This is a genomic window from Vibrio frigidus (assembly GCF_042465995.1).
Classification (GTDB): domain Bacteria; phylum Pseudomonadota; class Gammaproteobacteria; order Enterobacterales; family Vibrionaceae; genus Vibrio.
Genome location: NZ_JBCDMC010000002.1, coordinates 68,776 through 80,688, shown reverse-complemented (window position 1 = coordinate 80,688; position 11,913 = coordinate 68,776). Strand labels below are relative to the sequence as shown.

At 41.5% G+C, this 11,913-nt stretch carries 14 protein-coding genes; 7 read left to right on the top strand and 7 right to left on the bottom strand.

The annotated features are described in order from the left end of the window. Window positions 1-218: 218 nt before the first annotated feature. The 3 genes from AACW90_RS03830 to AACW90_RS03820 all read left to right on the top strand — a co-directional run bounded on the left by AACW90_RS03830 (window position 219) and on the right by AACW90_RS03820 (window position 3,236). Window positions 219-1,109 (top strand): DMT family transporter, encoded by an 891-nt coding sequence (locus AACW90_RS03830; RefSeq protein ID WP_390231076.1) that lies wholly within the window; start codon window positions 219-221, stop codon window positions 1,107-1,109. A 235-nt stretch (window positions 1,110-1,344) separates the two neighbouring features. Further along, the gene (locus tag AACW90_RS03825) at window positions 1,345-1,716 is read left to right on the top strand and encodes a hypothetical protein (protein ID WP_195703768.1); all 372 of its coding nucleotides are present in this window, start codon (window positions 1,345-1,347) and stop codon (window positions 1,714-1,716) included. Between the two features lie 269 nt (window positions 1,717-1,985). Further along, a complete protein-coding gene (locus AACW90_RS03820) occupies window positions 1,986-3,236 on the top strand; it encodes a DEAD/DEAH box helicase (protein WP_390231073.1) in 1,251 nt (416 codons plus the stop codon). 139 nt (window positions 3,237-3,375) lie between these two features. Here the strand turns inward: AACW90_RS03820 and AACW90_RS03815 are convergent, their stop codons facing one another. The 4 genes from AACW90_RS03815 to AACW90_RS03800 form a co-directional block, all read right to left on the bottom strand. Further along, window positions 3,376-3,693 (bottom strand): AzlD domain-containing protein, encoded by a 318-nt coding sequence (locus AACW90_RS03815; RefSeq protein WP_390232053.1) that lies wholly within the window; start codon window positions 3,691-3,693, stop codon window positions 3,376-3,378. Beyond that, window positions 3,693-4,433: an AzlC family ABC transporter permease gene (locus AACW90_RS03810; RefSeq protein ID WP_390231070.1), complete on the bottom strand. Its 741-nt coding sequence runs from the start codon at window positions 4,431-4,433 to the stop codon at window positions 3,693-3,695. Before AACW90_RS03810 ends, AACW90_RS03815 begins: the two co-directional genes overlap by 1 nt. A 70-nt stretch (window positions 4,434-4,503) precedes the next feature. Further along, entirely contained in the window at window positions 4,504-5,337 is an 834-nt protein-coding gene (locus AACW90_RS03805; RefSeq protein ID WP_390231067.1) for an AraC family transcriptional regulator, read from the bottom strand. A 148-nt stretch (window positions 5,338-5,485) separates the two neighbouring features. Next, on the bottom strand, window positions 5,486-6,400 hold the full coding sequence (locus tag AACW90_RS03800) for a LysR family transcriptional regulator (protein ID WP_390231065.1): 915 nt from the start codon (window positions 6,398-6,400) through the stop codon (window positions 5,486-5,488). A 150-nt stretch (window positions 6,401-6,550) separates the two neighbouring features. Between AACW90_RS03800 and AACW90_RS03795 the strand changes: the two genes are divergently transcribed. Both AACW90_RS03795 and AACW90_RS03790 read left to right on the top strand, forming a co-directional pair. Then, window positions 6,551-6,994 carry a DoxX family protein gene (locus tag AACW90_RS03795; RefSeq protein ID WP_390231062.1) on the top strand — a complete coding sequence of 148 codons (444 nt, stop codon included), beginning with the start codon at window positions 6,551-6,553 and terminating at the stop codon, window positions 6,992-6,994. 26 nt (window positions 6,995-7,020) lie between these two features. Continuing rightward, window positions 7,021-7,716 (top strand): pirin family protein, encoded by a 696-nt coding sequence (locus tag AACW90_RS03790; protein WP_390231059.1) that lies wholly within the window; start codon window positions 7,021-7,023, stop codon window positions 7,714-7,716. Between the two features lie 211 nt (window positions 7,717-7,927). On the opposite strand, the gene AACW90_RS03785 is transcribed toward AACW90_RS03790, so the two are convergent. Beyond that, window positions 7,928-8,377, bottom strand: a complete 450-nt coding sequence (locus AACW90_RS03785; RefSeq protein ID WP_390231056.1) for an EF-hand domain-containing protein — start codon at window positions 8,375-8,377, stop codon at window positions 7,928-7,930. Window positions 8,378-8,792: 415 nt separating this feature from the next. On the opposite strand from AACW90_RS03785, the gene AACW90_RS03780 reads away from it, so the two are divergent. After that, the gene (locus AACW90_RS03780) at window positions 8,793-8,990 is read left to right on the top strand and encodes a hypothetical protein (RefSeq protein WP_390231053.1); all 198 of its coding nucleotides are present in this window, start codon (window positions 8,793-8,795) and stop codon (window positions 8,988-8,990) included. A gap of 12 nt (window positions 8,991-9,002) precedes the next feature. Next, window positions 9,003-9,386: a VOC family protein gene (locus AACW90_RS03775; protein WP_390231050.1), complete on the top strand. Its 384-nt coding sequence runs from the start codon at window positions 9,003-9,005 to the stop codon at window positions 9,384-9,386. Here AACW90_RS03775 and AACW90_RS03770 read toward each other — a convergent pair. Both AACW90_RS03770 and AACW90_RS03765 read right to left on the bottom strand, forming a co-directional pair. Beyond that, window positions 9,383-10,153 (bottom strand): helix-turn-helix domain-containing protein, encoded by a 771-nt coding sequence (locus tag AACW90_RS03770; RefSeq protein WP_390231047.1) that lies wholly within the window; start codon window positions 10,151-10,153, stop codon window positions 9,383-9,385. The genes AACW90_RS03775 and AACW90_RS03770 overlap by 4 nt on opposite strands. Before the next feature lie 79 nt (window positions 10,154-10,232). Further along, a complete protein-coding gene (locus tag AACW90_RS03765; RefSeq protein WP_390231044.1) occupies window positions 10,233-11,834 on the bottom strand; it encodes a methyl-accepting chemotaxis protein in 1,602 nt (533 codons plus the stop codon). Window positions 11,835-11,913: the final 79 nt, after the last annotated feature.

The following is an 11,913-nucleotide window of genomic DNA, read 5'->3' as shown; positions in this document are numbered from 1 at the left end:
AGGAACAAAACTCGTATGAACAGTGTTTTTTATTATCAAATAACATTTTCATGTTGATATGACACTAATTAAACCAATGATTTAATTAGTGCAATGCGAAGTATTGGGTTTTAAAATACGACAATTGATATCCATCTTCCCTCGTTGGTGTAATATTAGGTCTACCTATTCGCGGCGTGCGAAAACACAACAACAAATCACTCAGTTAAGAGCCAACTATGCCCAACACCATATCGCCAAAAATGATAATTCTTGCGACTACCGCTGCTGTTTGTATGGGCACTATCGGTGTGATCTCGCGATTATCTGAACTGGATGCCGCTACCGTCACTTTCTTTCGGCTGTTTATTGGTGGCGCTCTTTTACTATTGTTAATGGTGATAACGGGTCAAAGCCGTCAGTTGCGCATCAAGCCTCATCCTTTAATGTTGGTGAACGGTGTGATGATCGCTGGTTTTATGACGTTTTTCGTCGCGTCTTTGAATTACACAACGATGCTAATCGCAGTCATGGCGCTATATTTGGCACCCGTTGTTGCAACCGTCATCGCACACTTTGTTCTTAAAGAAAGACTCAATCGGTATTCATCATCATCCGTCGCCATCGTTTTATTCGGTTTTATTCTCGTTATGTACCAACCAACAGATGTTGCGACATCGCAGACATCTTGGTTAGGTTTGGCTTTGGCATTGGCGGGAATGGCTTGTTATGCCAGTTTTATTTTGATTAATAGGGTCATTCCAACGCACTACCACGAATTTACTAAATGTAGCTGGCAGTTCTTAGTCGGTGCGCTTTGTGTTGTGCCTTTGCTTTTGAATTCAGAATTGTCATTATCTACAGCCCAATGGGGTTGGATGTTGCTGGCGGGTATATTTCCGGGTTTTCTGGGGATTGTTTTAGCGATCTACACCATTAAACGCATGCCTGCTGCAACCTTCAGTACCATCTCTTATATCGAACCTATTTCAGCCGTGATGCTCGGATGGATTGTCTTTGAAGAATCGCTTTCACCGGTACAAATGCTAGGATGCGGAATCATTATTTTGGCAAGTATTGCGCAGGGTATAAAACCGCGTCGTCGCAAAGTCATTACCGTCAATAATTGAAGAGAAAATGAGAATGAGGGGCCGTCTATTGAATGGTTGCAGTGAAACATAAAACAGTATAATTCCTTTAGACTAGGCGCTTCAATTCGCTCTGAAATTTGAAACTTGTTAGGTTGATTACATAACGGGTACTGATGTACTACCTCAAATAATTGCTAAAGTTGATGCCGAAACATGAGCTAGGGGGTAAACTTGATCCAGAAGTTAAATCCTAGTTAGAGCAAGAGAATCAATAATGACGCATGAAACGAAAACAATGGAAGTGCCTGTCGCTATCGCGGATAGAGTACAGGCTTTGATTGACGGATATATAGCAAAAGAAAAGTTCAATGCTGAATGTAAGGTGGTCGTCGATAATTTACTCGCCATGGATAAACTTAGCTGCGAGATGGCTGTTTATAGTTTGTCTCAAACTGAGTTGCTCGATACGCTGAGATTTGCGTATGAGTTATCCGGTACAAACAGTAAATTCGTCAAAAATATCATCACTCAATGCAGAGATAATCCGAAGAAGATCTTATCTGATTCTCAGAGAGCGTCAGCAAAGAGTATGTTATTTGACTTGATCAATGAGCCTTCGGTCGTTTCTGCCATGAAGGAAAGTTAGGACAAGCAAGGCTAGCGGGGGACATGCACCTTAAAACTCGATCATTCTAAAAATCGATGCTACTAAGGCGTTCTCCCACCTAGTACCTTGAATCATCACCATTTAATGGTGAACAATATACCACTTCAACCGTTCATTCCGGAGGTGCATGTCTCTTCGTTTTTACTTAAAAACCTGTCCCTTGGACGTCCGCGAAATTTACTAACTTAACGCGCCATAAATAAGTTAAAATAATCAGCTATTATCCTAGTCTTGAGCTTTTTATATTAATGACCACTGTCACAACGTCAGCCAACTTTACAGAACTTGGCCTTATTCAACCTTTGTTAGCTCGTTTAACTGAGCTGGAATATCAGCAGCCAACGCCTATTCAAGCGCAAGCTATCCCAAGTGTATTGGCAGGGCGTGACTTGATTGCAGGGGCGAATACCGGTTCAGGTAAAACGGCCACCTTTGCTCTTCCGCTATTGCAGCACATATACGATGGAAAACCATTAAGTAGTAAAAGCAGTAAAGGTAACCATGTTACTGGGCTGATTTTGGTGCCGACTCGTGAACTGGCCAAGCAGGTTGCTGACAGCATAAAATCCTATGCGGTGCATTTTAACGGTGCGATTAAAACGGTTGCTGTTTTTGGTGGTGTGTCCGCGAATACTCAAATGCTGGCATTACGTGGTGGCACGGACATTTTGGTGGCCACGCCAGGGCGATTACTTGATTTGATTTCAAGCAATGCTATCAAGCTTGATAGAGTGAAGACTCTCGTGCTTGATGAAGCCGATCGAATGCTGAGTCTAGGCTTCACTGATGAGCTTACTGAGTTATTGGCATTGTTGCCAAAGAAAAAGCAAACGTTACTGTTCTCCGCGACTTTTCCTGAACAAGTACAGACGTTAACTCAAGCGATACTCGATGACCCTGTTGAATTACAATTGCAAAGTTCCGATGCCAGCACCTTAGTGCAGCGTGTGTTTTCCGTGAACAAAGGGGAGAAAACAGCGGTATTAGCGCATTTGATTAATCATCATCAATGGCGACAAGCGCTTATTTTTGTTAATGCCAAACACAGTTGTAATCATTTAGCTGAAAAACTCTCTAAACGTGGTATTACCGCAGAAGTGTTTCATGGCGATAAAGGTCAGGGAGCTCGCAGTCGCGTGCTTGAGGCATTTAAAGCGGGCGAGATTGAAGTATTAATTGCAACGGATATTGCTGCTCGTGGCTTAGACATCGATAAACTGCCTGTGGTGATCAATTTTGATTTACCTCGGAGCCCATCAGATTACATGCACCGTATTGGTAGAAGTGGCCGTGCTGGTGAAGTGGGCTTAGCATTATCGCTTATCGACTATGAAGATTATCATCATTTCAAAGTAATCGAAAAGAAGAACAAGATCAGACTTGAACGTGAACAAGTCGTGGGTTTTGAGGTCGATGACGTTGTCAGTGAGGAATTCCTAGCGGCAAATAAACCGATGGCGAAGCCTGAAGGCAGCGGTAAGAAAAAAAGGCACAAATAACCTTTTCAAAAATCTAAACTAACGGGGACATACACCTTTATACCTGAAGTGTCTGTCCCTTATATCTTTATATCTTTGCTTAGATCTTTCTTCTATCTTATCTCTCACACTCTTAATATTTTGGGCCTTCATTTTTTAACTAATTAAAAACAACAAGTTTACAGATCATAAATACGCCCATGCTGATCACTATCGTTAATAGAACGTTATTTGTTTTCCAGATAAGCAGACCTGTTACGACCGCGCCTATCAAATACGCATTATTCAATCTAAATGAGAATTCACCTTCCGGGAAAAACACTATCGGCGCCCACAGTGCCGTTAGAACCACAGGCCCAGAATAATTCAACAGCCTTTGAGCATGGTTGCTCATCTTTAGGGGAATTCTAGGTTCGAGAAACAAGTAACGGCTTAAAAAAACAATCGCGGTCATTGATAGTATGGACAGCATAATCATCATTGATGCCTTTTAGTTAAGTTCTCTAGGTATTGATTTCTTTTTAATAAGATCTCACACAAGTAACCACTCACTATTCCACTTACTGACGCAATCATTAGCCCTCCTTCAATCTGATTAAGTAGCAAGAATACAGACACAATCAAAGAGACGACGACGGAAATGAAGACTGGTATCGACTTAATTTGTGGAACCACCAGAGCAATAAAGGTGGCCGCTACAGCAAAATCCAATCCGACTTCATTTAAGGATGGGATCTGGCTGCCAGCAACGATGCCGACAAAGCTAGCAATGTTCCAAATAATATAGAATGAACCGCCGGCTCCCAAGGCGTACCAGCGATTAAACTCTTTATCTGATTGGCTGCTACAGATTGCGAATAATTCGTCGGTTAACCAGAATCCAAGCAACAAACGCCATCGACCAGACAATGTACTGAATTTTCTTCGCATGGATACACTGTACAAAAAATGACGGGAAGTGATTAAAAAGGTGGTGAGCAGCAAAGTGCTAAGTCCGACTTCTTCTTTGAACATACCGACGGCGACTAACTGAGCTGAGCCTGCAAATAATACCGCAGACATAGCTTGTGCTTCTAGGCCTGACAAACCTGCATCTATCGCATAGGATCCAGCCAAAAAACCCCAAGGAAGAACCGCGATACTTAGTGGAAGCATCGTTATTACTCCCTGCCAACATAATGTGCTTTTTCTCTCTGTTTGGATTTTACTCTGTTTCATTTATTCGTTTCCTCTACCAGCATTCTTTAAATCTAGCGATCTAAAAGCGGTAGAGATTGTACAAACTTGCTCAGAGCATTTTTAAGTACTGGCCAGGGGTGTATCCGTTAGCGTTCTTGAAATGACGATGAAAATGGCTTTGATCGTGAAAGCCACATTCCTGTGCTGTATCTGAAATGGTGTGGCCTTTTTTGAGCAGTTTTCTTGCTAAACGGAGGCGAGATTGGATTTGATAAGCATGGGGTGGGAGCCCAAATTCTTTCTGAAAAGAACGAACCAAATGATAAGGGCTTAAAGACGAAAGTTTGGCGAGTTCACTCAATGAAACATCCGCTTGAGGGAGATCATCCAAGAACTCCTTCACCAATAGTAACTGTTTTTGTGTTTTGACTTCGGTACTAAGGGCGAGCTTAGATTTAGCATGCTTACCCATTAATTTCACCAAGGTGCTGTAGATAAGAGATTCTCTAAGCAAACGGTTATTTGAACTATCTAACGTGTTGAAAACCAGTCGGAGTTGGCTAGCCAGATCTGGATCGGAAACGACGGCCTTAGGAAAATAGGGAGCGCCATAGCTAGGTAAATAAAGCTCTTTGGTTATCTGTTCTAGCTGTTGCGGAAGTGGGTACATCGCACGATACGCCCAACCACCTTCTGAAGCAGAGTGACCACTGTGTACCTCATCAGCATTGACCAGAATAATCGTATTTTTCGGCGCAATATGATGCCCACCAGTGCGGTAAAATCGTTGTGCGCCAGTTTCAATAAGTCCGATGGTATAGCCTTCATGACTATGACGAGAAAAATTCTGTTTTTCATATTTGGCATCAAGAATCTCAAGGCCACCAAGCTCTTCAGTGATCTTATAATCAGCACGTTCTTTGCTGGATTTATTCTTCGCCATAGCATCTCTTTTCGGTTTACTAACAATAATACTGTACTAACTTAGCTTACCGCATAATCCTCGTTTAGTTTTGTACAATATTGCGGTTATTGATTGACTATGTCTGCAATGGACGTGTGCATAATGTCCCTTTATTTATGGTTATGTTTTACAATGCCTTTGGTGATCCGCTAAGCTCCCAATCTATTAGACAAAGCTTTTCGACAAACCATCCAAAGGCTTTCCCTTCTTGGTTTTTATGCCAAGCTACATAGACATCTTGAGAAGGCCTTGGGATAGCGCATTCTTTTGCAATTAATTGGCCACTCTTCAAATAAGGTTTCGCCATATGCTTAGGAAGAAAGCCAATGCCCAAGCCTTTGACTTGTGCTTTTAGTTTGGACTCCATCGAATTCACTCTGATGACTTGTTTGCTATTAAATAGGCCACTGTCACGTACAGGAAGAAGTTGGGATGTATCAGAAACGACCACTGCGGGATATTGACTCAGAATATCCGCTTCTAGAACTCCCTCTACTTCTGCCAGAGGGTGGTCAGGCGCAATAGCAAAAACAAAAGAAATCTTACCTATTTTGTGTGTTTGAAACATCCCCTTGGGTAACTCACCTGTTGCGCCAATGATGATATCTGCCCGTCGACTATGAAGTGCATCCCAACCACCGCCTAGCACTTCAACACCCAAAGAAACATCGACGTTATGTTCAAGTTGATTGAATTCACCTATTAAATCGTATAGAGAACTTTCAGGAATGACCGTATCTCGAGCAATTCTAATATCACTCTCCCAGCCGGATTCTAGCTGTTGTACCGAGTCTAAAAGTCGATTGGTTGCAAGAAGTATTTCGCGTCCATGCGCCAAAACAAGACGACCCGCAGGGGTGAGTTGTGCTCTTTGTTTCGATCTATCGAATAGAGCTACTCCCATACTGTCTTCAAGTTTCTTTATCGTATAAGTTAAAGCAGAAGGTACTTTGTATAATGATTCTGCTGCAGAAGAAAAACTTCCTTTTTTATCAATGGCATCCAATGCTCTTAGTGCATCTATTGTGATTGAGTTGTGCATGAAATCCTCTTGTTCAAAATTTTTGAATATGGCCTTCAAATCATTCCGATTTTTTCTTCAATCTAACACACCTAAACTTAGATTCAACGCTTGAGGTGTAAAACAAAAAACGCATTTCAACATTGATTGAACATTTTTGAGGAGAACATAATGAAAGTATTAATACAAACACTTACATCATCTAAAGCAGGATATGGCGCACTGGCACTTCGAATTCCAGTCGGCATCATTTTTATGGCCCATGGCGCACAAAAACTGTTCGGTTGGTTTGGCGGTTATGGCCTTGAAGGCACAGGGCAGTGGATGGCTTCAATTGGCTTTGGCGCCGGCGTATTGATGGCATTTTTAGCAGGTAGTGCAGAGTTCTTTGGAGGGCTGTTTCTCTTGCTAGGGTTATTAACTCGGCCCGCCGCTGCGGCACTTGCATTTACGATGGTCGTCGCCATTTCCGCTGTTCATTTAGAAAACGGCCTATTTTTGTCAAACAACGGTTATGAATTTGGTTTGGCTCTTTTGGCAGCAAGCGTATCACTCGCATTTTCTGGCGCTGGAAAAGTCGCTCTAGATACAAGCATCGCTAAGAAATTGGCTTGATTTAACATTGATAAGAGGAAATGAATATGATCACAGTACGCAACGCTCAAGATCGTGGACACGCTAATTTAGGTTGGTTGGAGAGTAAACATACTTTCTCATTTGGTCATTACCACGACCCGAAGCATATGGGTTTCTCTGCCCTTAGAGTTATCAATGATGACATTGTTAAGCCCGGTGCCGGTTTCGAGACTCACGGTCATCGCGACATGGAAATTGTCAGCTATGTTTTAGAAGGCACTATCGAGCACAAAGACAGTGAGGGAAATGTTCAGGTTTTACCTGCTGGTGAGTTTCAATTAATGTCAGCAGGACGAGGTATCTATCACAGTGAGTACAATGCGTCGCAAAATGAAAACTTAAAATTTCTACAGATCTGGATTCAACCGAACACGTTTGGAAAAACGCCAGGTTACCAGCAAAAGAATTTCGGTAAAGAGAACGGCCTAACTTTGATTGCTAACCCTGACGGGAAAGATGGTGCGTTAAGCATTAAGCAAGATGCGTCCCTGTACCAATTGATACTGGACGCAGGTCAAAGTATTGATTTTGACATTGAAGATGGACGCAATGTCTACCTCCACCAAATAAAGGGTAAGCTTCAGATCGACAGTACCGTTATTGAAGCGGGATCCGGTGCAAAGGTCGAACAGCAAGGCAAAGTACGATTTATGAATGGCCAACAAGAACAGGTGACAGCATTACTTTTCGACCTACCTTAGTGATGACATTCGTTGTTTTTCATAGCCGCGAGGACTGAAAATTAACATTGAAACCATTCGGTTGGTCTACTCGACACAACTCTTGCCGCGGCAGGAGTTGGTTCTGATTCACGTACGAGCGCTGACAAACCGAGAGTGAGTGTAGACATTTCTTAATGTAACAGCCGATACACTTCCATTTTAATAATGATCGTTGTTTATTCATGGGAACCTACTTTTTCTTACTGCTACCACCGTCATTGTTACTTTTCCCGCCGCTGCTATTACTTTTGTCGTTTCCTTTTTTATTTCGATTGTTGCTGTTAGTTTTTTCTTTACCCTTCCTTTCTCCACTTCCATTTCCTGGGTTGGAGTACTTACTGTGTGCCGCGAGTTCAGCTTCTGTAATATAGCCGTCTTTATTCTTATCAAAGGATGCGAAAGCGCTTATCTTGTTCTTCTGAACAGCCGAATCATTTGTGTTGGAGGCACCGTCGTCCGGTTTTTTTCCTCGGAAACGATTAAGTTCATCTTCGTCAATCACGCCATCACTATTGGTATCGACAGTGGTAAACGACGGAAGTTGGTGGCTTCCTTTCTGATCGTTTTCCTCTTCGCTGGCAATGCTATTGAAGGATAATGTGGTGGTGAATAATATAAACCCGAGCATGTATTTGTTCATGATGTCAATCCGATCCATGGTATAAAAAGGCGATACTACAAGCATAGCAATTAATTGAAAATAAACTCAAAAAGCCATATAAGAAGGTGAATTAAAGAAAAGAAAGGCGCTGTTAAATGTGAAGTATCCGGTGAACTAATAACAACGTTTTAATGTTGCGGAAGGTAATTCGTTGAAAAATCGTTTGTACTCACCAGAGAAACGACCGAGTTCAAAGCACCCCCAATTGAGCGCTATGTTAGAGACGTTATGGTAATTGTTTGATCCGGCGATCAACTATTGTCGAACACCCTCGAAATTCTTGGAAGAGAATAAGGGATCAGAATGATTACGATAGCTGAAAAACAAATGATAGTCGGTATAAGGTTGCAATGATCTTGTCTGTAATTTAGTTAGAAATTCGCTTTGAGGTGCCATGTCAAACCATGCGGGTACCGCGATGGGCATATACGTGATCCCTTTTTGTGAAGGTTTTTGCCCAGCCCAAGGTATAGGGATGGTAACGAAGGTAGAAGAAGTGGCAATAAAGTTCAAGACAAAACTTATCTCTGTCGCTTATATCCAATACGACCACACTTATCCATTCTACTCTTGCTATGCATTCGCATATTAAGAGGGAAATAAAATGAAATTTAAGTACACCATACTTTATGTTGAAGACGTAACGAAAACGCTTGGATTCTATGAGAAAGCATTCGGTTTTAAGCGCTCATTCCTCCATGAAGGAGGTGATTATGGAGAATTAGATACTGGAGGTACGACGTTATCATTCTCTTCCCTGAAGCTAATGAACCAACTAGGTAAAGGGGCTGTTGCTCCTAATACTTTGACACCGAGTTTTGAGATAGCTTTTGAAACAGAAAATGTCGCCAACGTGTTGGAGGTAGCAATCAATGCTGGTGCTCGATTGGTACAGAAAGTAGAAGAAATGCCATGGGGACAAACCACTGCATATATAACTGATATAAATGGTTTTTTAGTTGAAATATGCAGCCCAATTCGTAACTAATACGCTTGCCAGAACAGTTGAGAGGTCAGGTCGTGCCGTTTGAGTAACTCTGAAGGATTAACACCAAACCAATGTTTGATCTCTCTGCACATATGTGACTGATCGGTATATTGGTATTGATAAGCTACTTCTGTAAAAATACCACCGTCAACCAACGTTTTTGCACTCTGTCTGGCTCTTGCTAGACGTAGCCAAAATGACGGACTATGCGGGGTGTTACGTGAGATCACTCGTTGTAATGTTCTGGAACTAACGCCCAATTGATTGGCACAGTGTTGGATACTGGTGCCATGTTGCTTAATACAATTTAATACCTCAGAGATATTTTCATTGGTATGTGTTGCATTTTCTATTTGGTCGGTTAGTTTACTTATTGAATGAAGAGATGACCGCAACCCCGACTTATCTAATTGTTTAACTTCACAACCTGGCTTAAGACGAAACCCCATCATTTCTGTCTCTGGTTCCATTTCGACGTTGATAGTTTGGAGATAAAGAGGAGAGAGGTAAATCTGAGGGGGACGGTTTTTTTTCAAGCTAAAAATTACATCCTGACAACCATCGGGTATCACATAGACATTCTTATGTTTGGTTACTTTAGAGTGCCAAAAATCAATGATGTTTTCACTGGCCATAATTTTGTTGATATCTATTGATATGGTGATGCTAAGAATAATTACATATCCTGAAGCCTTCTCCCAGCCCTTTTTCCCGTTAGCGACGTAAGGCTCAAGAAAACTGACAAATAGAGATACCAAGACTGACATTGAAGTAAAAAATATAAGTCTTGGTGTGTGACTGATAGTCAGTGCATTCTGAATATTGAAGAGCGTTTGTTATTCAATACTAGATCGTAAAACGTATTGTATCATCGCGTAAAACTTGGCCGACTTGCGATAAGTGTTCTGCAAGCTCCTGATTATTTAGTGCATTATTTCGAGTTTTACTCGACGTATCCGCGACATGTACGATTCGCTCGTTCATATCGTTAGCAACGTCACTTTCTTCTTTTGTTGCGGTTGCAATATGGGTGTTCATCTCATTGATCGCGACAACGGCTTCAACAATTCTTTTTAACGCAACGTCCGCTTCATTCATATGTTTAACACCAGCGGTTGCTTTTTCTTGGCTAATGTTGATGGCTTTAACCGATTGTCTTGCTTGGCTCTGTAGGTTCTCTACCATCGTTTTGATTTCGTTGGTTGAATTCGCGGTTCTAGCCGCCAACCCTCGAACTTCGTCGGCTACGACAGCAAATCCTCTTCCAGATTCTCCGGCACGTGCGGCTTCTATCGCCGCATTTAGTGCCAGTAAATTGGTCTGTTCTGCAATTTCATTGATGACATCAAGAACCTTACTGATCTGTAAACTGTTCATGTTAAGGGTATTAACGACATCTCCTACAGATTGAACATGTTGATTAAGCTCATCAATAGTCGAGGCGGCTTCTTTGACCGTAATTCTGCCTTTATTGGCTTCCAGTTCAGCGTTGTTTGTATAATCGGAGGCGTTTGCACTGCTCACTGCCACTTCTTGTATGGTCGCGGTGATTTCATTCATAGCAGTGGAAATCAGTTCTATTTCTTGATACTGCTTATCCATGCCGATGGCGTTCTCCGTTGCGGCTTTATTGAGCTGTAAACTGGATACACTAAGTTGCTCACTAGAATGAACGACTTTGCCCAAAATCGAAGAGAAGTCTTTAAGAACATCGTTATAGTCTCTGTAAAGCATGCCAATTTCGTCTTGGCTATCATCAGCAGGTAAATAAACCGTTAAGTTACCCTTAGAAAGCATTTTTAATGCTTCTCTTAAAGGCAATAAAGGCTTCATTAAGAATCGATTTACGTACAGATAAAAACAACCAGATAACAAAAGTAACGAAAAAATAAGTGCCATTGATATCTGCATGTTATTTCGTACATTAACGTTGCTGGCGACCTCCATCATTTGTACGGCTTTATTCATCTCTTGGAGAATGACTGGAGAGCGTTGAAAAATATGATTAATTATTTCCGCTTTATTCTCTTCAGATAATGAAGAAGAACGGTCGATCAAAACTTGGATGTCTTGTTGGTAAACGTGCCATAGTTGTTCAACTTTTTTGAGTTGACGTTCAATACCTTTCGTTGCAGGAACAGAAATGTCCTGTTCCTTGTTCCCGTTCATTAACCACTGCATCGATGTGTCGAACTGCTTGATGGTTTTTTTTACAGTTTTGATATCACCTAAGCTAGATTGAATAAGCAGTGCTTCTTTAGCCACTCGCTGAGAGAGCATTCGTTGCCTACCTGCCACGTTTATCGTAGAGGCATCAGCTTGCATACCATAATAAATGATAGCCATCGCGATAAAACCAGAGAAAACCAATACCGAAATTAGCAATAAGAGTTGTGACTGAATGCTTTTAAATCCAACCAATTGTAATATTTTTCTTATCTTGTTCATGTCTTAAAATGCACACCCAAATTTAGTAGCAACCGATTAACATTAAATACTTGTCGTTAACAACAAGTATTGTGAAGAC